25 protein-coding genes are annotated in these 25,058 nt (G+C 64.6%); 10 read left to right on the top strand and 15 right to left on the bottom strand.

The annotated features are described in order from the left end of the window. Nucleotides 1-87: 87 nt before the first annotated feature. Entirely contained in the window at nucleotides 88-1,569 is a 1,482-nt protein-coding gene (locus tag BMI89_RS09555; protein ID WP_246832006.1) for an inorganic phosphate transporter, read from the top strand. 4 nt (nucleotides 1,570-1,573) lie between these two features. On the opposite strand, the gene pncB is transcribed toward BMI89_RS09555, so the two are convergent. Both pncB and pncA read right to left on the bottom strand, forming a co-directional pair. After that, nucleotides 1,574-2,881, bottom strand: a complete 1,308-nt coding sequence (gene pncB / locus BMI89_RS09560) for a nicotinate phosphoribosyltransferase (RefSeq protein ID WP_078570741.1) — start codon at nucleotides 2,879-2,881, stop codon at nucleotides 1,574-1,576. Nucleotides 2,882-2,884: 3 nt separating this feature from the next. Next, nucleotides 2,885-3,484 (bottom strand): bifunctional nicotinamidase/pyrazinamidase, encoded by a 600-nt coding sequence (pncA, locus tag BMI89_RS09565; RefSeq protein WP_078570742.1) that lies wholly within the window; start codon nucleotides 3,482-3,484, stop codon nucleotides 2,885-2,887. A 115-nt stretch (nucleotides 3,485-3,599) separates the two neighbouring features. Between pncA and BMI89_RS09570 the strand changes: the two genes are divergently transcribed. Beyond that, a complete protein-coding gene (locus tag BMI89_RS09570) occupies nucleotides 3,600-4,505 on the top strand; it encodes a rhodanese-related sulfurtransferase (RefSeq protein WP_078570743.1) in 906 nt (301 codons plus the stop codon). Here BMI89_RS09570 and BMI89_RS20840 read toward each other — a convergent pair. After that, on the bottom strand, nucleotides 4,502-4,666 hold the full coding sequence (locus tag BMI89_RS20840) for a hypothetical protein (protein WP_157771528.1): 165 nt from the start codon (nucleotides 4,664-4,666) through the stop codon (nucleotides 4,502-4,504). The genes BMI89_RS09570 and BMI89_RS20840 overlap by 4 nt on opposite strands. A 155-nt stretch (nucleotides 4,667-4,821) precedes the next feature. Between BMI89_RS20840 and mbfA the strand changes: the two genes are divergently transcribed. The 5 genes from mbfA to BMI89_RS09595 all read left to right on the top strand — a co-directional run bounded on the left by mbfA (nucleotide 4,822) and on the right by BMI89_RS09595 (nucleotide 8,750). After that, nucleotides 4,822-5,799, top strand: a complete 978-nt coding sequence (mbfA, locus tag BMI89_RS09575; RefSeq protein ID WP_078550888.1) for an iron exporter MbfA — start codon at nucleotides 4,822-4,824, stop codon at nucleotides 5,797-5,799. Nucleotides 5,800-5,926: 127 nt separating this feature from the next. Beyond that, on the top strand, nucleotides 5,927-6,844 hold the full coding sequence (locus BMI89_RS09580; RefSeq protein WP_078550887.1) for an AEC family transporter: 918 nt from the start codon (nucleotides 5,927-5,929) through the stop codon (nucleotides 6,842-6,844). A gap of 10 nt (nucleotides 6,845-6,854) precedes the next feature. Next, complete coding sequence (fghA, locus tag BMI89_RS09585; protein WP_078570744.1) at nucleotides 6,855-7,685, top strand: S-formylglutathione hydrolase; 831 nt, start codon at nucleotides 6,855-6,857, stop codon at nucleotides 7,683-7,685. Next, a complete protein-coding gene (locus tag BMI89_RS09590; RefSeq protein WP_078522289.1) occupies nucleotides 7,682-8,140 on the top strand; it encodes a YaiI/YqxD family protein in 459 nt (152 codons plus the stop codon). Before fghA ends, BMI89_RS09590 begins: the two co-directional genes overlap by 4 nt. Then, a complete protein-coding gene (locus tag BMI89_RS09595) occupies nucleotides 8,133-8,750 on the top strand; it encodes an HAD family phosphatase (protein ID WP_078570745.1) in 618 nt (205 codons plus the stop codon). The genes BMI89_RS09590 and BMI89_RS09595 overlap by 8 nt, the downstream gene beginning before the upstream one ends. Before the next feature lie 42 nt (nucleotides 8,751-8,792). Here BMI89_RS09595 and dxs read toward each other — a convergent pair whose 3' ends face one another. From dxs to BMI89_RS09640, 9 genes are all read right to left on the bottom strand, one after another. Continuing rightward, complete coding sequence (gene dxs / locus BMI89_RS09600) at nucleotides 8,793-10,715, bottom strand: 1-deoxy-D-xylulose-5-phosphate synthase (RefSeq protein WP_078570746.1); 1,923 nt, start codon at nucleotides 10,713-10,715, stop codon at nucleotides 8,793-8,795. Nucleotides 10,716-10,734: 19 nt separating this feature from the next. After that, complete coding sequence (locus BMI89_RS09605) at nucleotides 10,735-11,601, bottom strand: polyprenyl synthetase family protein (RefSeq protein ID WP_078570747.1); 867 nt, start codon at nucleotides 11,599-11,601, stop codon at nucleotides 10,735-10,737. Beyond that, nucleotides 11,602-11,838, bottom strand: a complete 237-nt coding sequence (locus BMI89_RS09610; protein WP_078522293.1) for an exodeoxyribonuclease VII small subunit — start codon at nucleotides 11,836-11,838, stop codon at nucleotides 11,602-11,604. A gap of 125 nt (nucleotides 11,839-11,963) precedes the next feature. Continuing rightward, nucleotides 11,964-12,359, bottom strand: coding sequence for a c-type cytochrome (locus BMI89_RS09615; protein ID WP_078522294.1), 396 nt, complete (start codon nucleotides 12,357-12,359; stop codon nucleotides 11,964-11,966). 349 nt (nucleotides 12,360-12,708) lie between these two features. Beyond that, nucleotides 12,709-13,341 carry a queuosine precursor transporter gene (locus tag BMI89_RS09620; RefSeq protein WP_078570843.1) on the bottom strand — a complete coding sequence of 211 codons (633 nt, stop codon included), beginning with the start codon at nucleotides 13,339-13,341 and terminating at the stop codon, nucleotides 12,709-12,711. A gap of 87 nt (nucleotides 13,342-13,428) precedes the next feature. After that, nucleotides 13,429-14,358: an esterase-like activity of phytase family protein gene (locus tag BMI89_RS09625; protein ID WP_078570748.1), complete on the bottom strand. Its 930-nt coding sequence runs from the start codon at nucleotides 14,356-14,358 to the stop codon at nucleotides 13,429-13,431. Next, entirely contained in the window at nucleotides 14,331-15,227 is an 897-nt protein-coding gene (gene mepA, locus BMI89_RS09630) for a penicillin-insensitive murein endopeptidase (RefSeq protein ID WP_078550882.1), read from the bottom strand. The genes BMI89_RS09625 and mepA overlap by 28 nt, the downstream gene beginning before the upstream one ends. After that, nucleotides 15,224-16,579: an MFS transporter gene (locus BMI89_RS09635; RefSeq protein WP_078570749.1), complete on the bottom strand. Its 1,356-nt coding sequence runs from the start codon at nucleotides 16,577-16,579 to the stop codon at nucleotides 15,224-15,226. Before BMI89_RS09635 ends, mepA begins: the two co-directional genes overlap by 4 nt. 103 nt (nucleotides 16,580-16,682) lie before the next feature. Then, nucleotides 16,683-17,216: an acyl-CoA thioesterase gene (locus BMI89_RS09640; RefSeq protein ID WP_078570750.1), complete on the bottom strand. Its 534-nt coding sequence runs from the start codon at nucleotides 17,214-17,216 to the stop codon at nucleotides 16,683-16,685. Between the two features lie 127 nt (nucleotides 17,217-17,343). Between BMI89_RS09640 and BMI89_RS09645 the strand changes: the two genes are divergently transcribed. Beyond that, nucleotides 17,344-17,643, top strand: coding sequence for a YggT family protein (locus BMI89_RS09645; protein ID WP_075775346.1), 300 nt, complete (start codon nucleotides 17,344-17,346; stop codon nucleotides 17,641-17,643). After that, nucleotides 17,643-19,706, top strand: coding sequence for a DNA helicase RecQ (gene recQ, locus BMI89_RS09650; protein ID WP_078570751.1), 2,064 nt, complete (start codon nucleotides 17,643-17,645; stop codon nucleotides 19,704-19,706). The genes BMI89_RS09645 and recQ overlap by 1 nt, the downstream gene beginning before the upstream one ends. Here the strand turns inward: recQ and BMI89_RS09655 are convergent. Together BMI89_RS09655 and BMI89_RS09660 are read right to left on the bottom strand one after the other, a co-directional pair. Further along, the gene (locus BMI89_RS09655) at nucleotides 19,703-21,916 is read right to left on the bottom strand and encodes a response regulator (RefSeq protein WP_078570752.1); all 2,214 of its coding nucleotides are present in this window, start codon (nucleotides 21,914-21,916) and stop codon (nucleotides 19,703-19,705) included. The two genes, recQ and BMI89_RS09655, sit on opposite strands and share 4 nt — an antisense overlap. Before the next feature lie 143 nt (nucleotides 21,917-22,059). Beyond that, nucleotides 22,060-23,235: an acetyl-CoA C-acyltransferase family protein gene (locus tag BMI89_RS09660; protein WP_078570753.1), complete on the bottom strand. Its 1,176-nt coding sequence runs from the start codon at nucleotides 23,233-23,235 to the stop codon at nucleotides 22,060-22,062. Nucleotides 23,236-23,399: 164 nt separating this feature from the next. Here BMI89_RS09660 and BMI89_RS09665 point away from each other — a divergent pair, with 164 nt between their 5' ends. After that, complete coding sequence (locus BMI89_RS09665; protein ID WP_078570754.1) at nucleotides 23,400-24,272, top strand: MBL fold metallo-hydrolase; 873 nt, start codon at nucleotides 23,400-23,402, stop codon at nucleotides 24,270-24,272. Nucleotides 24,273-24,275: 3 nt separating this feature from the next. Here BMI89_RS09665 and BMI89_RS09670 read toward each other — a convergent pair whose 3' ends face one another. After that, on the bottom strand, nucleotides 24,276-25,010 hold the full coding sequence (locus tag BMI89_RS09670; RefSeq protein WP_078570755.1) for a metallophosphoesterase family protein: 735 nt from the start codon (nucleotides 25,008-25,010) through the stop codon (nucleotides 24,276-24,278). Nucleotides 25,011-25,058: the final 48 nt, after the last annotated feature.

Here is a 25,058-nt window from a genome sequence, read left to right on the forward strand (position 1 = left end):
CCGGCATTGACCGAATGCCTTGTCACAGCGGGTCAAACCCGCTAGGCCCGCGCGGACTTCTGACAATTAGATGACAGGTTCGTGACGGTGGCCAATCAAGACAACGAGTCCCGCGTCAATCAGTGGAAAACGCTCGACAAGGATCTCAAGCGGATCGGGCGCGTCGAAAGTGCCGGGCAATTCGTGGCGCGCGGCATGGTCGCGCCGGGGATCGCGCTGGCCTTTATCGTGCTCGTCGGTCTGGTGGCCGCTGTGTTGGTGGGCGGGCAGCCCGGCCAGTTGGTGGTGATCGCCGCCGCTGCGATCGGGGCCTATATGGCGCTGAACATCGGCGCCAATGACGTCGCCAACAACATGGGCCCCGCCGTGGGCTCGCGCGCGATGACGCTGATCGGGGCGCTGATCGTCGCCGCCATCTTCGAAAGCTTGGGCGCGCTCGTCGCGGGCGGCGATGTCGTCAAAACCGTCGCGAAGGGCATTATCGATCCGACCGCCTTGCCCGATTCCGGGCATTTCGTCTGGGCGATGATGGCGGCCCTGCTGGCAGCGGCCCTGTGGCTGAACCTCGCGACATGGCTCGGCGCGCCGGTCTCGACCACCCATTCCATCGTCGGCGGCGTCGTCGGCGCGGGCATCGTGGCTGCGGGCTTCGGGGCGGTCGATTGGGTCTCGATGGCGAAGATCGCGGCAAGCTGGGTGATCTCTCCGGTGATGGGCGGCGTGATTGCGGCCGCCTTCCTCGCGCTGATCAAGACGAAGGTGATCTATGTCGATGACAAGATCGCCGCCGCGCGCCGATGGGTGCCGATCCTGATCGGCATCATGTCGGGGGCCTTTGCTGCCTATCTCGCGCTCAAGGGCCTCAAGCACCTGTTCAAGATCACGATTGTCGAAGCGGTCCTGATCGGCCTCGTCGTCGGTGTCATTGGATGGCTCGTCACGATCCCGATGATCCGCCGCCAGTCCGAGGGGATGGAGAACCGCAAGAAGTCGCTCAAGACGCTGTTCGGCCTGCCGCTCGTCGTCTCTGCCGCGCTGCTGAGCTTCGCCCATGGTGCGAATGACGTCGCCAATGCGGTCGGCCCGCTCGCGGCCATCGTGCACACGGTCGAGCAGGGCGACATCGCCGCAGAGGTCGGCATCCCGTTCTGGGTGATGGCCGTGGGCGCGCTGGGGATTTCCGTCGGCCTGCTGCTGTTCGGGCCCAAGCTGATCCGCCTCGTCGGCAACGAGATCACCAAGCTCAACCCGATGCGCGCCTACTGCGTGGCGCTCTCGGCGGCGATCACGGTGATCGTGGCGTCGTGGCTGGGCTTGCCGGTCTCCTCGACCCATATCGCGGTCGGCGGCATCTTCGGCGTCGGGTTCTACCGCGAATGGCATGCCGAGAAACGCGCCCGCGAGCTGGGCATCCGCAAGGGCAAACCCGTCCCTCCGGAAGAGCGCAAGCGCCGCCTGCTGGTGCGCCGCTCGCATATGATGACGGTGGCCACGGCGTGGATCGTTACCGTGCCGGCCTCGGCCGCGCTCTCAGCGGTGGTCTACCTGATCCTGAACGCGATCACCTGACCGCTCAGACCATGACCTTCATCGCCTGCTGCTCGCCGACCTCGAAGACGCGCTTGTAGCGGGCGATCTCGTCCTCCGGGCCCATCGCCTTCGCGGGATTGTCCGACAGTTTCACCGTCGGGCGCCCATCCGCCTCGACGGCTTTGCACACGAGGCTGAACGGCGCGAGCGTGTCATTCGGCACCAGCCCGCGGAAGTCGTTTGTCAGCAGCGTGCCCCAGCCGAAGCTGACCTTCACCCGACCGGCGAACTGCGCGTGCAACTCGCGGATCTTGTCGACGGTCAGCCCGTCAGAGAAGATCACCAGCTTCTGGCGCGGGTCTTCGCCGCGCGCTTTCCACCAGTCGATCGCGATCTCGGCCCCCGTCGCCGGGTCGCCCGAATCGATGCGGATGCCGGTCCAGCCCGCCAGCCAATCTGGCGCGTGGTCGAGGAAACCCTTCGTGCCATAGGTGTCGGGCAGGATGATGCGCAGGTTGCCGTCATGCTCCTCGTGCCAATCGGCCAGCACCTTGTAAGGCGCCTTCGCCAGTTCCGCATCGCTATCGGTCAGCGCCGCATAGACCATCGGCATCTCATGCGCGTTGGTGCCCACCGCTTCGATGTCGCGGCGCATCGCGACCAGACAGTTCGACGTGCCGGTGAACGCGCCCCCTTCGGAAACATCGCCCAGCCCTTCGAGCATCGCCTGCACGCACCAGTCCTGCCACAGGAAGCTGTGTCGCCGCCGGGTGCCGAAATCCGCGATCCGCAGGTTGTCCAGCTCCCGCAGCGCCTCGATCTTCTCCCAGACCTTCGTCATCGCGCGGGCATAGAGCACCTGCAGCTCGAACCGCCCCATCGTGTTCAGAACCGCGCGGCCGCGCAGCTCCATCAGGATCGCGAGCGCCGGAATCTCCCAGAGCATGACCTCGTGCCACTTGCCCTCGAAGGTCAGCTCGTACTGCCCGTCGCGCTTTTCCAGATGGTAGGGCGGCAGTTGATAGCCCTCGAACCACTCCATGAAATCCGAGCGGAACATCTGCCGCTTGCCGTAGAACGTGTTGCCGCGCAGCCATGTGCTCTCCCCGCGCGACAGTTTCAGCGAGCGCGCATAATCCAGCTGCTCGCGCAGTTCCGCCTCGTCGATCAACTCCGCCAGCCGGATCGACTTGCTGCGGTTGATCAGGCTGAACTTTACCCGCGTCTCCGGCTTGTTGCGGAAAATCGACTGACACATCAACAGCTTGTAGAAATCCGTGTCGATCAGAGACCGCACGATCGGGTCGATCTTCCACTTGTGGTTATAGACGCGGCTCGCGATGTCGACCATGGATCAGGCCTCCAGCTTCACACCGGCAGAGCGCATTTCGCTATGCGCCTCCTGCAGCGAGCCGTCGAGATCGATCGCCCGGCAGGCGCCTTCGATCACCGTCGCGCGGAAACCCAGCTTCGCCGCATCCAGCGCGGACCACGCCACGCAGAAATCGGTGGCGAGCCCCACGAAGGTCAGATCCTCGACGCCCCGGTCACGCAGGTAGCCCGCAAGCCCGGTCGGCGTCTTGTGGTCGTTCTCGAAGAAGGCCGAATAGCTGTCGACGCCGCGCCGGAACCCCTTGCGGATAATCAGCTGCGCCCGGTCCACGGCCAGATCGGGATGGAACTCCGCACCTTTGCTGCCCTGGACGCAATGATCGGGCCAAAGCGTCTGCAGCCCATATTCCATATGCACCTGCGTGAAGGGCGCGCCGCCTTCGTGCTGACTCGCGAAAGAGGAATGGTCCGCCGGATGCCAATCCTGCGTCAGCACCACGGTGTCGAACTCGGTCATCAGCGTGTTCACGCGCGGAAGGATCTCGTCGCCCCCCGATACCGCCAGCGCGCCGCCGGGGCAGAAATCGTTTTGCACGTCGATCACGATCAGGGCTTTGGTCATCACTTTACCTCCCGCAGGGTTTTCCCATGGGTAGGCCGCGCACCCCCTGTGGTCAACGGCACGCATGCGCAACGGCTCTTGCCTAACGCCCCCGCACGGCGCTAATGCGGGGCCCATGTTCACCGTTGCCGCCCTTTACCATTTCACCCGGTTCGAGTCCCCCGAGGCCCTGAAGGCCCCGCTGGCGAAGATCGCCTGCGCGAATGGCGTGAAAGGCTCGCTCCTGATCGCGCGCGAAGGGATCAATGGCACCATCGCGGGAACCCGCGAAGGGATCGACGCGGTGCTGGCGCATATCCGCAGCTTGCCGGGCTGTGCCGATCTGGAATGGAAGGAAAGCGCGGCGGCCGAGATGCCCTTCGGCAAGATGAAGGTTCGGCTCAAGCGTGAGATCGTCACGATGGGCGAGCCCGATATCGATCCGAAAGCCCGCGTCGGCCATTACGTCGAGCCGCAGGACTGGAACGCGCTGATCTCCTCGCCCGACACGGTCGTGATCGACACCCGCAACGATTACGAGATCGAGATCGGCACTTTCGAGGGGGCCATCGACCCGGGCACGAAATCCTTCCGCGAATTTCCGCAATGGTGGCGCGACAACGCGCATCGCTTCCACAACAAGCGCGTCGCGATGTTCTGCACGGGCGGTATCCGCTGCGAGAAATCGACGAATTTCCTGCTCTCGGAAGGGGTGCCCGAGGTCTATCACCTCAAGGGCGGCATTCTGAAATATCTCGAAGACATGCCCGAAGACGGCTCGCTCTGGCAGGGCGATTGCTTCGTCTTCGATCAGCGCGTGAGCCTGCGCCACGGGCTGAAACAGGGCGATTACGACAGCTGTCACGCCTGTCGCCGCCCGGTCTCCGCGGAAGACAAACGCCATCCCGATTACGAGGAAGGCGTCTCCTGTCACCGCTGCATCGGCGAGTATTCCGATGCCGATCGCGACCGCTTCCGCGAGCGCGAACGTCAGATGCGCCTCGCCGCCGAGCGGGGCGAAGCGCATCTCGGACGCGATTAATTATCCGCGCAGACCTGCGTCAGATCGTTGCAGCCTTGCGTGACGGTCGGAGCCCCGGTGGTCGGGAAGTCCAGACGCGGCAGCGAGAAATCCCCGACGCCAGCCGATGCGGCGGTTGCGCCAAACACAGACAGAACAAGGGCGTAAGCGAGACGTTTCATAGCGGTTCTCCATAACTGAACTACTTGGTTCGGAATTGAATATGAACCGTTCGGTTCGGAAATCAAGTCCAAATGAACTAATCAGTTCGAAATACTGCCTTGCGCTGGACGCAACTCTGCATATTTTAGAACCGTTCTAAAAAAGAGGGCCTCCCATGCTTCCCGGTTTCGCGTCACGCCGCCGTTTCGACGATCTCACTGAACAGGAAGTGCTTGCGCTCGCGATCTCCTCCGAGGAGGACGACGCGCGCATCTATCGCCAATATGCCGAACATCTGCGCACCGAATATCCGGCTTCCGCGAAGATCTTCGACGAGATGGCGAAAGAGGAGGATGAGCATCGCCGCCTCCTGATCGCCCGGCACACGGAGCGCTTCGGCGATGTGATCCCGCTGATCCGTCGGGAACATGTCGCGGGCTTCTACAACCGCAAACCGATCTGGCTGACCAAGAACCTCTCGCTCGACACGATCCGCGGCGAGGCCGAGGCGATGGAGCGCGAGGCGGGCAAGTTCTACACGCTGGCCGCCCAACGCAGCTCGGATGCCAGCACGCGCGAGTTGCTGGGCGATCTCGCCGCGGCCGAACTCGGCCACGAGAAGAAGGCCGAAGAGCTGACCGGCACGCATCTGCCCGAGAGCGAAAAGGAAGAGGAAGACCGTCAGGCCCACCGCCAGTTCATCCTGACCTGGGTGCAGCCGGGTCTCGCCGGGCTTATGGACGGCTCGGTCTCGACCCTCGCGCCGATCTTCGCCACCGCCTTCGCGACCCAAAACCCCTGGACCACCTTCCTCGTGGGCCTTGCGGCCTCGGTCGGCGCGGGCATCTCGATGGGCTTCACCGAGGCCGCGCATGATGACGGCGTGATCTCGGGCCGCGGCTCGCCGATCAAACGCGGCATCGCCTCGGGCGTGATGACCATGCTGGGCGGCCTTGGCCACGCGCTGCCCTACCTGATCCCCGATTTCTGGACCGCCACCACCATCGCGATCATCGTCGTGTTCATCGAGCTCTGGGCCATCGCCTGGATCCAGAACCGCTTCATGGAAACGCCCTTCCTGCGCGCGGCCTTCCAGGTCGTGCTCGGCGGCGCGCTGGTCTTCGCAGCCGGCGTCTTGATCGGCGGCGGCTGACGCCGCCCTGCGCTTTGCCTTCGGCTTGGCAAAAATATCCCCGCCGGAGGCTTCCCGACCCCGCCACGGGCGCGCAGACCTCATTCCATAGCTGGCACTTGCCAAAACCGCATGCTAGCCCTTGGCCATGCTTGAGATCTTTCTGAAGACCTTGCCCTTTTTTGCCCTGATCGGGCTTGGCTGGTTCGCCGGACAGATCCGCTTTTTCACCGCCGAGGCGACCGCGTGGCTGACGAAATTCGTCTTCTACTTCGCGCTCTCGGCGATGCTGTTCAAATTCTCCGCCAATCTCGATCTGGCCGCGCTCGTCGATCCGCAGTTCATCCTCGCCTATCTCACCGGCTCCGGCGCGGTCTGGCTGATCACTTTCGCCGTTGCCAAGGCGCGCAAGCTGCCCACCGCGCTCTCGGCGATGGAGGCGCATACTTCGATGACCGGCAATACCGGCTTTCTCGGCGTGCCGATGCTGGTGGTGCTGCTGGGACCGGCAGCGGTGGGGCCGGTCTTGATGGTGTTGAGCTGCGATCTGATCGTGTTCTCCTCGATCATCACGATCTTCATCACCGCCGCGCGGCACGGGAAGGTCTCGCTCGCGCCGATCGCGTTGGGGCTGGTGAAAAACCCGATGATCGTCTCGATGGTGGCGGGGCTCGCCTGGGCTGGGCTGAAGCTGCCGATGCCGGGCCCGCTTTCGGAGTTCATGACGATCCTCGGCGCCGCCGCGACGCCGGGCGCGCTCTTCGCCATCGGCGCCTCGCTCGCGGGCAAATCGGCCGAAAAGCCCGCGCCGGCGGTCTGGCTGTCCTTCGGCAAGCTCTTCCTGCACCCGGCCGCCATCGCGATCACGTCGCTGCTGATCTTCGATGTCGATCCCTTCGCGGCAGGCGTGATGATCGCCGCCGCCGCCCTTCCCGTCGCGGGCAATGTCTATATTCTGGCGCAGCATTTCGGGGTGGCGCCGCAGCGCGTCTCGGCCGCCATCCTCGTCTCGACCGCCGTTTCGATCCTCACGGTTCCGGCGGTCATCCATTGGGTTCACGGCTAAGGAGGCTTTGATGAAAACGATCTCGGAAAACCGCTGTTTCGGAGGCGTCCAAGGCGTCTATTCGCACGCGTCGAAGGTCAATGATTGCGAAATGACCTTCGGGCTGTTCCTGCCGCGCGAAGCCGAGGACGGGCCGGTGCCGGTGCTGTGGTATCTCTCGGGGCTGACCTGCACCCATGAGAACGCGATGACCAAGGCGGGCGCGCAGGCGTTCGCAGCCGAGCACGGAATCGCGCTCGTGTTCCCCGACACCTCGCCGCGCGGCGAGGGCGTGGCCAATCACGAGGATTACGATCTGGGTCAGGGCGCGGGCTTTTACGTCAACGCGACGCAGGACCCGTGGGCGCCGCATTTCCGGATGTGGGATTACATCGCCGAGGAACTGCCGAACGCCATCGACGCTGCCTTCGAGATCGATCCCGAGCGGCAGGCGATCACCGGCCATTCGATGGGCGGGCACGGTGCGCTGACGCTGGCGATGTCGCTGCCCGAGCGTTTCCGCTCGGTCTCGGCCTTCGCGCCGATCGCGAACCCGACGCAAAGCGACTGGGGCCGCAAGCAATTCAGCGCCTATCTGGGCGACAACGAGTCCGCTTGGGCCGCGCATGACGCGACGCTACTGGTCCGCGAGCGCGGATTTGCGGGCGAAATGCTGATCGATCAGGGCGGCTCGGACCAGTTCCTCGATCTGCTGAAACCCGAGGCGCTGGCCGAAGCGATGGCAGCGCGGCGTCAGCCCGGCACCTTCCGGATTCAGGAAGGTTACGATCACAGTTACTATTTCGTCTCGACCTTCATCCCCGATCACATCGAGTTCCACGCCGAGGCGCTCTGGGCGTGATCTGGGTCGATGCGGATGCCTGCCCGGTGAAAGCCGAGGCCGAGAAGGTCGCGACCCGTCTCGGCGTCAAGCTGATGCTTGTCTCCAATGGCGGGCTGCGGCCCTCGCCCAATCCGCTGGTCGAGATGGTCTATGTCGATCAGGGGCCGGACGTGGCCGATATGTATATCGCGGAGCGCGCGACGGTCGGCGATGTGGTGATCACCAATGACATTCCGCTGGCGGCGAAATGCGTCGAGGCCGGCGCGCGGGTGCTGCGCCCCGATGGTGAGGCGCTGACCCCTGCCAATATCGGTAACGTATTGGCAACACGGGATTTGATGGCGGATCTGCGCTCCGCCGATCCGTTCCGGCAGGGCGGCGGCAAGCCGTTTTCGAAGGCCGACCGGGCGCGGTTCTCGGATGCGCTCGACCGGGTCGCGCGGGCGGCAGCAAGAGAGGTTAAGAATGGTTAAGGCAGTTATCTTCGATATCGGTAACGTGCTGATCGAATGGCAGCCGGAGCGGCATTACGACCGGATCATGCCGCGCGAGACCCGCGAGCAGATGTTCGCGGAGGTCGATCTGCACGGGATGAATGACGAGATCGACCGCGGCGCGCCGTTCCGCGAGACGATCTACGCATGGGCCGAGAAATACCCAAGCTGGCGCGATGCGATCCGGCGCTGGCACGATGACTGGATCGAGATGGCCGCGCCCGAAATCCCACATTCGCTGCGCCTGATGAAATCCTTGCAGGCCAAGGGGATGCCGGTTTTCTCTCTGACGAATTTCGGAATTCAAAGCTACGATTTCGCGGCCACGCATTATCCGTTTCTGCGCGATTTCGACCGGGATTTCATCTCGGGCCATATGGGCGTCACGAAGCCCGACCCGAAGATCTATCAGATGGTCGAGGACGCGTCGGAGCTGTCCGGCTCGGATCTGATCTTCACCGATGACCGCGCCGACAATATCGCGACGGCGCATACCTTCGGCTGGAAAACGCATCTCTTCGACGGGCCGGAGGGCTGGGCGCGGCGGCTGGTCGAGGAAGGGCTGCTGGAGGAGGCGGAGGCCGCATAAGTTCAACTTATGCAGCGACCCCGAAAATAAGAAAAACTTATCTCAGGCGCGTTTCGCGACTGCGACGCCCAGAAGCTCGAGCACCTTCGCCTCGATCTGCGGCGCATCCATGCCTGCCGAGTGATACATGTCCTCGGGCGAGGCGTGGTCGATGAACGTGTCGGGCAAGACCATCGAGCGGAACTTGAACCCGTGATCGAAGACGCCCTGATCCGACAGGTATTGCGCGACATGGCTGCCGAAGCCGCCGATCGCGCCTTCCTCGATGCAGATCAGCGCCTCGTGTCCGGCGACCAGCCGGTCGATCAGATCGGTGTCGAGCGGTTTGACGAAGCGTGCATCGGCGACGGTCGGCGCAAGGCCGCGGGCCTGCAGCGCCTCGCGCGCTTTCAGCACTTCGGCCAGACGGGTGCCATAGGACAGGATCGCGACGCGCGCGCCTTCCGCGATCATCCGGCCCTTGCCGATTTCCAGCGGAACGCCTTCTTCGGGCATGTCGACGCCCATGCCTTCACCGCGCGGATAGCGGAAGGCGATGGGGCCGTCATCATATGCTGCGGCGGTGGCGACCATATGGACCAGCTCGGCCTCGTCGGCGGCGGCCATCACGACCATGCCGGGCAAGGACGACATGAAGCCCACGTCGAACGAGCCCGCATGGGTCGCGCCATCCGCGCCCACCAGACCGGCGCGGTCGATGGCGAAGCGCACGGGGAGGCGCTGGATCGCGACGTCATGCACGATCTGATCGTAGCCGCGCTGCAGGAAGGTCGAGTAGATCGCGCAGAACGGTTTCATACCGGACGCCGCGAGCCCGGCGGAGAAGGTGACGGCGTGTTGCTCGGCGATGCCCACGTCGAAACAGCGGCGCGGATAGACGCCCGCGAATTGCTTCAGCCCTGTGCCATCGGGCATGGCGGCGGTGATACCGACGATCTTCTCGTCCTTCGCCGCTTCCTTGATCAGGCTTTCGGCAAAGACCTTGGTGTAGCTTGGCGCGTTGGAGGGCGATTTCTTCTGCTCGCCGGTGCTGAGATCGAATTTCGCGGTGGCATGGCCGCCATCGGGGCGGTTCTCGGCCGGGCCGTAGCCCTTGCCCTTTTTCGTCACCGCGTGGATCAGGACCGGGCCGGTCGCGCGGGCCTTGAGCGTGCGCAGCAGCGGCAGCAGCTGATCGAGGTCGTGGCCATCGACCGGGCCGACATAGGAGAAGCCCAGCTCCTCGAACAGGGTGCCGCCCATGGCGATGCCCTTGAGCATTTCCTTCGCCCGGCGCGCACCTTCCTGGAACGGAACGGGCAGCAGACCGACCGCGCCTTTGGCGGCGGATTTCAGGTCCTGCAGCGGGGCCTCTGAATAAAGCCGGGTGAGGTAGCTCGACAGCGCGCCGACGGGCGGGGCGATCGACATCTCGTTATCGTTGAGCACGACGAACATGCGTTTGCCCAAGTGGCCCGCGTGGTTCATCGCCTCGAAAGCCATGCCGCCCGACATCGCGCCGTCACCGATCACGGCAATCGCGTCGCCCGTTTCGGCGCCCAGCTCGCGGCCCATCGTGAAGCCGGTCGCGGCCGAAATCGAAGTGGAGCTATGGCCCGCGCCGAACGGGTCGTAAGGCGACTCCGAGCGTTTGGTGAAACCCGACAGCCCGCCCTTGGTGCGCAGCGTACGGATGCGGTCGCGGCGCCCGGTCAGGATCTTGTGGGGGTAGCACTGGTGGCCGACATCCCAGACGATCTTGTCGCGCGGCGCGTCGAACACGGCATGTAGCGCGACCGTCAACTCGACCACGCCCAGACCTGCCCCCAGATGCCCGCCGGTTTGCGACACGGCCGAGATGGTCTCAGCGCGCAACTCGGTGGCGAGCGTTTTCAGCTCGGGATCGGAAAGGCCTTTCAGATCGGACGGCAGTCGCACCTTGTCGAGGAGCGGTGTGGCCGTTTGGTCGTTCGGGTTATCGCTCATTGGCTGCCCCCCAGGCGCGCTACATCTCGCGGGAGATAACGAAACGCGCAGCGGCCCGCAAGTTTTCCGCTTCCTCGCCGTAAGGCGAAAGCGCGTCTATGGCTTGCTCGATCAGCTCGCCCTCCCGAAGCCGCGCACCGGCGAGGCCGAGCAGCGAAACGAAGGTGGCTTTTCCGGCCTCGGCATCCTTGCCGACCCGTTTCCCGGCGGCCTTTTCGCAACCCGTCACATCTAGGATGTCATCGTGAATTTGAAAGGCCAGACCGACCGCATCGGCGAAATCGCTGAGGGGGCCCTCGTCCTCGCCCGCGAGGATCGCGCCGGTGCGCGAGGCGAATGAGATCAGCGCCCCGGTCTTGCCCGCCTGCAGCGCGGTGATCTGGCTGAGCGAGAGCGGATCGGTGGCACTTTCCGCCGCGATGTCGAGCGCCTGACCGTGGCCCATCCCAGCCGCGCCGGAGGCTTTCGCAAGCGCGAGGCTCAGCGCGATGCGCCGCTCTGCCGGGCCGAGGACGGGGTCGGCGCAAAGCTCAAACGCAAGCGTCTGCAACACGTCGCCGGTCAGCACGGCGGTGGCCTCGTCCCATTTCACGTGGATCGTCGGCTGGCCGCGGCGCAGATCGTCGTCATCCATGCAGGGCAGGTCGTCATGCACGAGGCTATAGGCGTGCAGCGCCTCGACCGCGGCGGCGGCGGGCATCGCCTGCGCCTCCGGGATGCCGAAGATCGCGGCGCTTTCGATTGCGAGGAAGGCGCGCAGGCGTTTGCCGCCCTGCAGCGCGTAATGCATCGGGGCGCGCAGCGGCCCCTCGGGCTGGCGCGCCACAGCGGCATCGAGCGCGACCTGAACGGTCGTCTGCACCTCTTTCAAGCGGGGCGCGAACATTTACAGACCTTCGGCGGGGGTCGTGCCTTTCGGAGCGCCGTCGGCATTGAGCGTGATTTTCTCCACGCGCGCCTCGGCCTCTTTCAGAAGCTTGGCGCAATGCTCTTTCAGCTTGGCGCCGCGCTCATAGAGTTTGATCGACTCGTCCAGGGGCACGTCGCCATGTTCCAGTTTGCCCACGACTTCCTCGAGAGCCTTCATCGCCTCTTCGAAGCTCAACGCGTCAATATCGCTCATCAATCTGCATTCCCGGTGATATGTCGTCCAATAAGGCTCTGACGCCCGGTTTCCTGCAAACCATATCCGGCTCGCGGAGTCGAGATCACCCCGCGAGACCGGTGCTATCGTGAACGTCTTATCGCCTATTTCTGAAGCGACTCGAGATATGTCGCGAGTGAAAGGACGCGCCCGCGGGTGGCCAGAACGTCGGTGTAATACGGCGCACCGTGTCCGCCCTGTTCCATGAAGACATCGCCGAAGACCGGCATCGGCCCGCCATGCGCCCGCACGCCCGTGCGTCCGTCGATGATGTGGATCGCCTTGAGCATCGGGAACTCGCCATCATTCGCGGCGGCAAGGCCGGTCAGATCGGCGGGTTTCACGTTCAGATATTCGGCCATCGGCCCGGTGCCCGTGCCATCGTCGCCATGACAACTGGCGCAATACTGGCCGTAGAGAGCTTTGCCGACATCGCCGTCCTGAGCGATGGCCGGGGTCGCGGCGAGACAGGCCGCAGCGATGAGGTAAGTGAAGCGCATAGTGTCCTCCCACACAAGTTGACGCATAGGAAGGTTGGGCGCGAAATGAGGCCGAGTCGATGATCGACGTCAATGACGAAGGGCGCTCCTTTTTGCTAAGGAACGCCCCACGAAAAGGGCCATCTCTGTTCGAGATGGCCCTCCGAGATCTACGGAGATGGTCCGGTTAGGGTCCGAAGGATCCAGCCGTCCCAGTCAGGGTTCTTTGCCCCAGGGTTTGCCCTCAGGCCACGGCCCCCCTCACTGTCCCGACACCTCTCTCCACTATCACTCTAGACACTGGACCACCTCCTTTCATGCGTTGCCGTTATCCACAGCGTGCCACAGATTTTGTGTGTGGCAAGAAAAATTACGCAAGTCTTGGAGAAAGTTTCGTAACAAGTGCCTTGAAAGGCAGCAGTGCGATCAAAGTCAGGGCAAGTTTTACAAGCCAGTCTGCGGTGGCCAGCGACACCCAGAGCGGCACCGTCGGCCCGAAGCCCAACAGGGGCAGGGTTTCGTTCGCCCAGGACACGTCATTCGACGGCTCGAGGAAGATCAGCGCGCTCGAGAAGGCGATCGAGAAGAAGATCAGCGTATCGAGCGAAGCGCCAATCAGGGTCGAGATCGCGGGGGCACGCCACCACACGCCGTCGCGCAGCTTGTCGAAGACGAAGATGTCGGTCATCTGCGCCACGAGGAAGGCCGCGCCGGAGCCGAGCGCGATGCGCAGCGTGACGGCGGGATAGGTGTAGCCGTCGCCCTGCAGCATGATCTGGCTGCCGATGAGCGAGCAGATCACGCCCACGACGAAGCCGGCGGCGACCACGCGGCGCGCGGCGCCCGGGCCGTAGACGCGGTTCATCACGTCATTGACGAGGAAGGCGAAGGGGTAGGTGAAGGCGCCCCAGGTCAGCCAGTCGCCGACGAGGAATTGCACCAGGATGTTCGAGGCCACGACGATGATGGCCATGGCAATGATGCCAGGAATATAGCGGGTCATGATGTTCAACCGTTTTTACATGGTAGCGGAGACATGGCCCGGAACCCTCCGGGCAAGGGCGCGCGATACGCGCTCGAACGCGTTGCGTCAATCCTTTTTGGCGGTGCGGCGCGTCTCAGGCAGGACGTATTCCACGATCTCGGTGCGCTGCAGGAACCGGAAATTATCGTCGGAAATCATCGTCAGACGGATCGCGCCGCTGTCGTCGCGCCAGACCGCGAGGCCTTCGAGATTGTCGTGACGCCCGGCGCCGGTTTCCAGAAGAACCTCGCCGCCCGAGATCGAGTCGCCGTTGATGTCGAAGACCTGAACGCGCGTCCGAAAGCCCAGTAGCCCCCAGAAGTCGCGCTCCAGCAGGTAGAAGCGGCCATCGGGGCCGAAATCCGCACCGACCGGCAGCCAGTTCTCGGAGCGCGGGATGGCGAAGGGTTGATCCCATTTCCCGTCGCGATAGCGCCAGACCGGGTAGGGCCTGTCTTTCGCGCCCGAGCGTTCGGGCATCGTGTAGAGCGTGCCCTGATCGTCGATCGCCAGCGCCTCGAGCGAGGAGTTGTTCTGCATCTTCGCAAAGGCATCCGGGCGCGGCAGCAATTCGGCCGGACCGCCATCGGTCGGGAAATGCGACACCCGCGCGAGCCCCTCGAAGGAGATATAGACAGAGCCGTCCGGGGCCAGCGCCAAGCCTTCGCTGTCACCCAGATGACGGGTCAGCGCCGCGCCCTTGGAGCTGTGCAGCCAGTTCGGCCCTTGGGTGACCCTCACGTCCTTGATCTGGCCAGCTGCGTCGCGATCGAGATGCCCGCGCCAGATGGTCGTGCGGTCCGACTGGGTGACGAAATCGCCTCCGTCCGGCCCCAGCTCAAGCCCTGAAAACCCGCCGAAGACGAACACGCCCGGCATGGTCCAGTGATAGCTTTGCAGGAATTGCGCGCGAGGATGCGGCCCGGCGGGCGCGAGCCCTCCGAGAATGGCCAGCCCCGCACCTGCAATCAGCGCGAGGTAAGAACGGCGCGGCATTGGTTGGGCAGGTCCGACATGACGTAGGTTTTCGCGTTTTTCTTCGGCGGCCCTTTCGGCTTGGGCTTGGCCGCGGTCTTCGGCGGGTTGAGGTAATCGGTCACCCACCAGTTCAGCGTGTCGTCACAGCCATCGCCTCCCTTCGAGAGCTGCGCCACGGTCGGTTTCTGCGTCTCGCAATAGCGCGCACCGGGCGGGCATTTCAGGCGGACGTGGAAATGCGTGTTGTGGCCATACATCGGACGGATCTTCTGCAGCCATGCGCGATCGTTGCGCGGCACCGTGTTGCACATCGCGATCTTCACGGCGGCGGCCACGAAGATACGGTCGACGCGCGGATCGGCAGCGGCGTGGCGCATCAGCGCGAGATGCTGCGGCGTCCAGTTGGAATTGGTGTGGCGCTGATCGGCGGTGCGCACCGAAATCGAGGAGATTTTCTCCCGCTGGGTGCGGCTGAGATTCAGGTTCGTCGCGGGCAGCATCCAGATATCTGCATCCAGCCCGATCTGGTGGCTCGCATGGCCGCCGGTCATCGGACCGCCGCGCGGCTGGGAAATGTCACCGATATAGAGCCCGTTCCACCCCGGCAGCGACGCGGCATAGCGCGACAGGTCCTGCAGGTAGGTCAGCATCGCGGGTTGGCCCCAGTTGCGGTTGCGCGACAGGCGCATCGCCTGCCAGGTCGGTCCGCTCTCGGGCATGCGCTGCAGGCCTGCGGCGCAGCCGCGCGAGTAAAACCCGATGGCCGAAGGCGCCTGCGCCGAAGCGTTCGCCTTGGAGCCGAAAAGTTGGCGGGCGAGCGGTTCGGCGAATGTGGGCGCAGAAATAAGGCTGAAAGAAAGAGCGGCGACGAGAAATTTCGCGATCATGATGTGGGGGGTCCTTCGGGCGCAGGGTCTCCGTGACTTCTCACGAATCCTAGCAGGACCAGCCCCAAAAGCAAAAGAACGATGATCGGTGTGATGCCCGTCGACTGATTTCCGCTTATCTGCGTCGTGATCCCGATGGCGAGCGGGGCGATGAAGGCGGTGGCCTTGCCCGAAAGCGCGTAGAGGCCGAAATGCTCGGTGATCTTTTCCGGGTCGGCCTGACGCACCATCATCGTGCGCGAGGCCGATTGCAGCGCCCCGCCGCAGGCCCCGATCATCCCGCCCAGCACCATGAAGGCGATGTCGGGCAGTTTGCTGTCGGGGGTGACGGCCATGCCGAAGACGCTTTCGCGCGAGATCATCACGATGCCGATCACGACCAGCGTCAGGATCACAAGCGAGGTGATGATGACCGTGCGCGGCCCCCAGCGGTCATCGGCCTTGCCGCCGAGCCATGCGAAGGTCGCCCCGGTGATCGTGCCGAGGATGCCGAACAGGCCGATCAGCGTGATCGACCAGTTCAACACGCCCGCCGCATAGAGCCCGCCGAAGGTGTAGATGCCGTTGAGCGCGTCGCGGTAGAACATCGAGCTGAGCAGGAACGAGGTCAGCGAGCGCCGGCGCGGCAGCGCCTTCAGCGTCGCGCGCAGTTCGGGCCAAGCGCCGCGCAGTGCCGTGCCGATGGGCAGCGCGTCGGGTTTGCGCGGCTCGCGCACCCAGAAGAAGAAGGGGATCATGAAGACCGCATACCAGATTGCGGTGAGCGGCCCGACCGCACGGGTATCCTCGCGCGTGGCGACGTCGAGACCGAAGAGCGGGTCGATCCCCAGCATCGTCTTGCCGGTCGTCGGGCTCGCCTGCAGCAGCAGAAGCATGATGAACAGCGTGATCATCCCGCCGATATAGCCGAACGCCCATCCCGAGCCGGAGATGCGCCCGATTTCCTCGCGGGGCCCGAGGTCAGGCAGGATCGCATTGGTGAAGGTGGTCGCGAATTCCATGCCGATCATGCCGATGGCGAAGCTGATCATGATCGCCATCAGCTTGAAATCGCCCGGCACCGCGTACCACAGGCCCCATGCGCCCAGCACATACATCACCGAGAAGACCCAGATGAACGGCATCCGCCGTCCCGAGCGGTCCGCGACCGCGCCGAGGAAGGGCGAGCCGAGCGCGATCAGGATCCCGGCGATGCCGACGCCATAGCCCCAGACGGTCTGCGCCGCCGTGCCCGAGCCCATCAGGTCTTTCACGAAGGGAGCGAAGATGAAGGTGACCAGCAGCGTGTTATAGGGTTGGCTCGCCCAGTCGAAGAACCACCAGCCCCAGATGCGTTTCTTCGCCGTGATCATGTCGCCCTCTCCCCGCCGCGCCATTAATTGCGGCGATCAAGCCCGAAAAGGGACGATCTGGCAAGGGTTTCGACGGGTTAGCCATGCCGCGCTGGCGGCAGTGTTACATCTGCGGCGGCCAGGGGCGCTTGTGATCGGCTTCGGCCCAGGCGGTCACGAATTCGGGAAGCTGCGGCGAAGTCGCGTCCTGCCCCATCTCGGCCAGAACCTGCGCGGGCGGGATCATACCTTTCTTGGAGGTCACCGCGCCGCGGATCAGCACATGCGAGGTGCAATCTCCGTCCTTCGTGAACATCGCATGCTCGAGCCAGATCCAGCGATCGTCCCAGCCGAGGCAACGCGAGCGCATCTCGAATTTCTGAAACGCCTGCACCCGGCGGCGATAGCGCGTGGTGTTACCGGCGACCACGATGCCCCATTTGTTGCGCTTGAGCGCATTCCAGAGCCCGGTACGGATCGCGAGCGGGATCCGCCCCAGATCAAAAAGCGTCAGCGTGCGCCCGTTGTTGAGCTCCATCCACAGGTCGATGTCCCACGGCCAGCAGATATGCTGGCTGACATGGGTGCCCGTGATCGGCAACGCCGGGGCGTTGCGGAACTTCACGATCTCTTTGGCCATGCGGATAACGGGATACATGCGCCCAGAGGTGCTGCGCCGCAGCGGGGCGGTCAAGAGAGACGTTACGGAAAATGCGCGCCAGCCTGCGGTTGCAATGCCGCGGCGCGTCGCTTACCTGTCTTTGCGATCCAAAGCGGAGGTTTCGATGGTCACGCTCTTTCAGGCCCTGGTGCTGATCCTGAACGTCATCTGGTTCGTCATGATCGCCCATATCATCATGAGCTGGCTTATCAATTTTCAGGTGCTGAACCTGCGCCAACCCTTGGTGGCGCAAATCTGGTTCGGTCTGAATAACCTGCTGGAGCCGATCTACGGGCGCATCCGGCGCTTCCTGCCCGACACGGGCGGGCTCGATCTGGCGCCGCTGGTGGCCTTCATCATCCTGATCATCATCCGTCAGGCGCTGTTCAACAACGCGGCCTTCTTCTACGGCAACAGCTTCTGATGCCAGCGGCTGCGGCAGCCGAGGCACCCGCAGAGCTACTGGCGCGGGTCTGGGGGTTCGACGCCTTCCGGCCCGGTCAGGAAGAGATCGTGCGCGCGGTGATCGACGGCCAGAACGTGCTGGCGATCATGCCGACGGGCGGCGGGAAATCCCTGTGTTATCAATTGCCTGCGCTGGCGCGCGAGGGCGTGACGGTGGTGATCTCGCCGCTGATCGCCCTGATGCGCGATCAGGTCCGCGCGCTACGGCAGGCGGGTGTCGAGGCGGGCGCGCTGACCTCGGGCAATACCGAGGAGGAGACCGAAGAGGTTTTCACCGCGATCGACGAAGGGCGGCTGAAGCTTCTCTACATGGCGCCGGAGCGTCTGGCCTCGGGCGGGGCGCAGCATCTGCTGAAGCGCGCAGGCGTCAGCCTGATCGCGGTGGACGAGGCGCATTGCGTCAGCCAGTGGGGGCATGATTTCCGCCCCGACTACCTGCGTATCGGTGAGCTGCGCCGCAGCCTTGGCGTGCCGCTCGCGGCCTTCACCGCGACCGCCGACGAAGAAACCCGGACCGAGATCGTCACGCGCCTGTTCGACGGGCAGCCTCCCGAGAGCTTCCTGCGCGGCTTCGACCGGCCGAATATTCATCTGGCGTTCTCGCCCAAGGATCAGCCGCGCCAACAGATTCTGCGCTTCGCCTCGGCGCGCAAAGGGCAGTCGGGCATCGTCTATTGCGGCACGCGGGCGAAGACCGAGGCGTTAGCCAAGGCGCTGAGCGAGGCCGGGCATCTGGCCTGTCACTATCACGGCGGGATGGAGGCCGATGACCGTCGCGCAGTGGAGACCCGTTTTCAGCAGGAAGACGGGCTGATCGTGGTCGCGACGGTGGCCTTCGGGATGGGCGTGGACAAGCCCGATATCCGCTGGGTCGCCCATGCCGATCTGCCGAAAAGCATTGAGGCCTATTATCAGGAGATCGGCCGCGCCGGGCGCGATGGCGCCGCTGCCGAGACGCTGACGCTTTACGGGCCCGACGACATCAAGCTGCGCCGGTCCCAGATCGACGAGGGGCTCGCCCCGCCCGAGCGCAAGGAGGCCGATCACGGACGCCTGAACGCGCTGCTGGGGCTCGCCGAGGCGACCGAATGCCGCCGGGTGAAGCTGCTGCGCTATTTCGGCGAAGAGGCCGCGCCCTGCGGGCATTGCGACCTGTGCGATACGCCGCCCGAGGTCTTCGACGGCACCGAGGCGGTGCGCAAGGCGCTGTCGGCGGCGCTGCGTTCCGAGGAACGGTTCGGCGCGGGGCATCTGATCGAGATTCTGCTGGGCTCGCAGACCGACAAGATCAAGCAATGGGGTCATGACAAGCTGCCGACCTACGGGGTCGGGCGCGATCTGAGCCGTCCGCAATGGCAGGCGGTGTTCCGGCAGATGATGGGGCACGACCTGATCCGGCCCAACGCGTCGCGGCACGGCGCGCTGGTGATGACGCAGACCGCCCATCCGATCCTGCGCGGCGAGCAGTCGATCACGCTGCGCCGCGATCTGGTGGCGAAGGCGAAGACCAAGCATGTCGTGCGGACGCTGGTGAGCGACGACGACGCGCCGCTTCTCTCGGCGCTGAAGGCGAAGCGGCGCGCGCTGGCCGAGGCGCAGGGCGTGCCCGCCTATGTCGTTTTCACCGACCGAACCCTGATCGAGATGGCCGAGAAACGCCCCGGAACGCTCGACGAGATGGCCGGGATCAGCGGTGTCGGTGCGAAGAAGCTGGAAAGCTACGGCACGGAGTTTCTGGAGGTGATCGCGGGCGCGGTGGAAGAGATGCACCCGCTGCGGCGCAAGCTGGCAGGCTCGACCGAGGGGGAGATTTACGACCGTCTGGCCGACGCGCAGCGGGGTTTGGAACGCGGCGCGGATGGCTATGATCGCCCGCTCTCCTGCTCGGCCTCGACGATCCGCAAGATCGCCGAGACGAAGCCGCGCTCGCGCGATGAGCTTGCCCGGATTTCGAACCTGCCCGAGGCGAAGCTCGACCGTTTTGCCGAGGCGTTTCTAGCGGTGCTGGCCGACTACCGCTAGGCGGGTTGGTCGATCGCAGGCGGGCGCGCATCTGCGGGACGGTCCGACAGGATGCGTTCGGTAATCTCACGTTTTTTCAGTGGCTTGGTCAGGTAATGATCGATCCCGGCGGCAAGGATGCCCTCGCTGTCGCCCTCCATCGCATGGGCGGTCAGCGCGCAGATCGGCACATGCGCGGCGCCTTCCGCGGCCCGGATTTTGCGCGCCGCCTCGCGCCCGTCCATGCCGGGCATCGAGATGTCCATGAAGATCAGATCGGGCTGGAAGCTGCGCCACAGCGCGACCGCCTCATGGCCGTTATTGGCGAAGCGCAGATCGATATCGAGATCCTTCACCATCTTGGAAAAGACCAGCTGATTGGTGCGGTTATCCTCGGCGGCGAGAACGCGCATCGCGCGCCGCTCGGTCAGCTCTGGTGGCGGGCCGGGGGGCGGCGGATCAGGCGTGGCATCGGCCGCCCGCGACAGGTCCTGCAATGCGCGGAACAGTTCTGAGCGCAGCACCGGTTTTTGCAGACAGCCGGTGATACCCTCACCCATCGCGGCCTTTGCAGCCACGGGGTCGGAACTGAGCAGCAGGATCGGCACGTCACCGCCATCCGCCCGAAGCCTCTGCGCCAGCGCGACCCCGTCGAGCGCGGGCATTTGGTGATCGGTCAGGATCACGTCGAAGGCGCTGCCATCCTCGATCACCTGCAACGCTTCCTCGCCCGAGCGGCAAAGCGTGACCTCCAGCCCGTAGGTCTGTAACTGCCGCTCCAGAATGACGCGATTGACCAGAAGATCATCGACGACCAGCGCCGCGCGCAGCGTTATCGGCGGGGAGGGGGCGTCGATCGGCTCGACCGGTTCGGCGCGGGGCAGCACCACCTTTAGGCCGAAACACGAGCCTTCGCCAAGCGCGCTGTCCACCCAGACCTCGCCGCCCATCAGCTCCACCAGTTGGCGGGTGATCGCGAGGCCGAGGCCTGTGCCTTCGAATTTGCGATTACTCTCGGCCTCGACCTGATTGAACTCGCCGAAGACGTGATCGAGCAGCTCGGGCGCGATGCCGATGCCGGTGTCTTCGACGGTGATGTGCAGCTCGTAGTGACCGGCCTCGCGTTCGACCCCCACGACGCGGGCGAGGACGTGACCGGCATCGGTGAATTTCACCGCATTGCCCAGAAGGTTGGTCAGAATCTGCCGCATTCGGCCGGGATCGGCCTCGAAGCGGGTGGGCAGGAACAGGTCGTAATCCACCAGCAGCTTCACCTCGCGATCCTTGGCGGAGGGCTGCAACAGCACCATGACCTCGTGCAGGCAGCGTTCGAGATCGAAGGGTTCGGGGTAGAGCCGCATCCGCTCCGCCTCGATCTTCGAGTAATCCAGCACGTCGTTGATGATGGTCAGAAGCGCCTCGCCCGACGACCGGATGGTCTCGGCGAAGAGGCGCTGTTCCTCGGTCAGATCGGTCTCGGCCAGCAGGTCCGCCATGCCGACGACGCCGTTCATCGGGGTGCGGATCTCGTGGCTCATATTGGCGAGGAAGGCGGATTTCGCGCGGTTCGCCGCCTCCGCCCGGTCGCGGGCTTCGCGCAGTTCGATCTCGCGCGCGACGGCGCCGGTGATGTCCTGCGCGAAGGTGACGAGATCGCCCTGTGCGCCCCATGTGTCGTTGAGCCGGAACCAGCGGCCATCCTGCGTGCGCAGCTCCATCGGGGGGATGTCGGTGCGGCGGATGCGTTCGCACATCTCGAAATGCCAATCGAGCGGGTCGCGCCCCTGCAGATCGAAGAAGCCGCTTTCTGCCGCGATGCGCGTCACCTCGTCATAGGAGACGCCGGGACCGATCGCGATTTCCCCTTCGAAGAAGGCCAGAAACAGTTCGTTGGCGGCGACGAGGCGCAGGTCGCTGTCGAATACTGCGAAACCGTCCGAGATCGAATTGACCGCATGCCACAGCCGGGCCTGCGCGATCTGGGCGAGCGAATTCGCCCGTTCGAGATCGTTGCGCACGCGGCTGTTCTCGCCCAGCAGGGTTTCGCGTTCGCTGAGCGCACGGGCGAGGCCCTCGCGCTGCTCCACCACCTGATCGGAGAGCATGCGCGCGTGGTGGGCCAGCTTCTGGTTGGCGGCGAAAAGCTCCTGGCGCTTCTGCTCCAACAGCTTCTCCGCCGCGAGCCGTCCGCGGCGTTCCTGTGCCAGTTTCTCTGCGATCGCTTTGTGCATGGACGCGGCAAAGCCCCCCGTATGGTCCGGGAGGCAGAGTTGCAGTGCTGCGTGAAAGGCGGGTTAACCGCGATGAGGGGCGGGCGGGAAAATCCCTAAATTGCTATGGATTGCCCGCTCGCTTGACCCTCAAAGATCGGGTTTCAGAGACGCTCGATCGAGAGCGCGATGCCCTGGCCGCCACCGATGCACATGGTGACGAGGCCGTGCTTGCCGCCGGTGCGCTCCAGCGCGTGCAGCGCCTTCACGATCAGGATCGCGCCGGTGGCGCCAACCGGGTGACCAAGCGCGATCGCACCGCCATCGGGGTTCACCTTCGACGCATCCAGACCCAGCTCGCGCGAGACGGCCAGCGCCTGCGAGGCAAAGGCTTCGTTGCTTTCGATCCAGTCGAAATCGGAGGCCTGCATGCCGGTCTTTTCCAGCAGCGCGCGCACGGCGGGGATCGGCCCGAGGCCCATAACCTCGGGGCGCACGCCCGCGATGGCGTAGCCGGTGATCTTGGCGCGCGGGGTCAGGCCCGCCTCTTTCGCGGCCTCTTCGCGGGCCAGAACCAGTGCCGCCGCACCGTCATTGATGCCCGAGGCGTTTCCCGCCGTGACCGAGCCGTCCTTCTGGAAGACCGGCTTGAGCGAGCCGAGCTTCTCAAGGCTCGTCTGTTTCGGGTGCTCGTCGGTGTCGAAGACGGTCGTGCCCTTGCGCGTGGTGATCTCGACGGGGGCGATCTCTTCCTTGAAGTGACCCTCGGAGATCGCTTTCGCCGCGCGCTCCTGGCTTTCCATCGCGAAGGCGTCCTGCTCTTCGCGCGAGATCGAACACTCGGCGGCCACGTTCTCGGCGGTCACGCCCATATGGCCGGTGCCGAAGGGGCACGACAGCGCGCCGGTCATCATGTCGAGCATCTTCGCGTCGCCCATCTTCTGGCCGAAGCGGGCAGCGGGCAGGATATAGGGCGATTTGCTCATCACCTCGGCGCCGCCGGCGAGTGCGAAATCGGCATCGCCCATCATCAGCATCTGCGCCGCCGAGACGACTGCCTGCACGCCGGAGCCGCAAAGGCGGTTCACGTTCATCGCGGGCGTGCCGACGGGGACGCCTGCATTCACCGCCGCCACGCGGCTGAGATACATGTCGCGCGGTTCGGTGTTGATGATATGGCCGAAGACCACCTGACCGATCTTGTCCGCCGACACGCCCGCCCGCGAGATCGCCTCTTTCGAGACATGGGTGGCGAGGTCGATCGGCGCGAAGCCGGACAGCGTGCCGCCGAACGTGCCGATAGGCGTGCGGGTGCCGGAGAGAATGACGATACCGGTCATGGGTAGCCTCCAATGTTTGGGTCGGCGCGAGGGTAGCGAATGGGCTGACCCCGCGCCAGCAGGGCCAAGCGGTTATGACGAGACGTCATTTGGCCGGGCGGTGGGTTGAAACTCTCGGTCAAGGGGACACATTCTGGAAAACGAATATGACTAGGAGGCCGAACATGAGTGCCAACCCGATCGTCAAAGGGTTCTGGGATAAACCCACCGGAAGCTGGCAATACGTCTTTCACGACCCCGATACGATGAAGGGCGCCGTGGTCGATCCGGTCTGGGATTACGACCATCAGGCGGGCGCCACGACGCTGGGCAATGCCGAGAATATCCTCGATTACGTCAAGGCCGAGGGGATCGACGTGGAGTGGGTGCTCGATACGCATCCCCATGCCGACCACTTTTCCTCCGCCGTCTGGCTGGCCGAGAAACTGGGCGCCAAGCGCGGCATCGGCGAGCGCGTGCGCAAGGTGCAAAGCCTCTGGGCCGAGATCTACAACACGCCCGATCTGCCGCAGGACGGGCGGCAATGGGATCACCTGTTCACCGAGGGCGAGACGTTCAAGATCGGCAATCTCGACGTGAAGGTGATGCTCTCGACCGGGCACACGCTGGCCTCGATCACCTATGTCGTGGGCGATGCAGCCTTCGTGCATGATACGCTGATGCAGCCCGAAAGCGGCACGAGCCGGGCGGATTTTCCGGGCGGCTCTGCGGCCGAGCTGTGGGATTCGATCCGGGCGATCCTCGATCTGCCCGCCGAGACGCGGCTGTTCATCGGGCACGACTATCCCGGCGAGGGCAAGGAGCCGCAGACCGGCGCGACCGTGGCCGATCACCGCCAGCACAACAAGCACGTCAAGGACGGCATCACCCGCGAGGAGTACATCAAGACGCGTGAAGAGCGTGATGCGACCCTGCCGCTGCCGAAACTGATGCTGGCTGCGTTGCAGGTGAATATCCGCGGCGGGCGCAAGCCCGAGGCCGAGGGGGACGGGCGGTCTTACCTGAAAATCCCGCTCGACTATTTCGAGCCGCGGTAACGCTCAGCCGCGCGGCAGTTCGGCCCGGCCCTCGGGCGTGAGTAACCACGCGTCGCGGCCTTCGATGACTGCTGTCGAGAGCGGGTGGCCATAGCCCGCGCCGGAATCGAGATTGAGGCGGTTACCGTAATGGGTGGCCGCCTTGATGTTTGTATGGCCGTGCACGATCAGCGCCCCGTGGTCGCGGCTGTCGGTCAGGAAGGGTTTGCGGATCCACAGAAGGTCATCCTCCACCTGATCCTCCATCGCGACGCCGGGACGAATACCCGCATGAACGAAGATCGCCTCGCCGCGAGGGAAATAGGCGGGCTGTCCCGCGAGCCACTCGCGATGGGCCTGCGGGATCGCCGATAGTTCCTTCGCGACCTCGTCGAGGGGCCGGGAGAACGCGTTCGCGATGCCGTAGCTTTCCAGCGTTGCCTCGCCGCCCACGCGCGGGTTGAGATAGGAGACCTCCGCGCTCAGGATCGGGTCTTCGGTATAGGGATCCTCGAGAAAGCCGAGGAACATTCGGTCGTGATTGCCGCGCAGCACGACCCAGTTCTCGCCGCTTTGCTGACCTTTCATCAGGTAGTCGATCACCCCGGCAGAGTCCGGTCCGCGATCGACCAGATCGCCGACATGCACGATCGGGGCCTCGGTCTCGCCGCATGTCGCGCGATCCGCCGCGATCAGCTCATGCGCGCGCTTGAGCTTGTCGAGATGTCCGTGAATGTCGCCGATCGCATAGGTGCGCATGCCTGTCCCTTCCAATGAAAAGGCCCCCCGCGCGCGGCGGAGGGCCCG

It is taken from the genome of Thioclava sp. F36-7 (assembly GCF_002020075.1).
Taxonomy (GTDB): domain Bacteria; phylum Pseudomonadota; class Alphaproteobacteria; order Rhodobacterales; family Rhodobacteraceae; genus Thioclava; species Thioclava sediminum.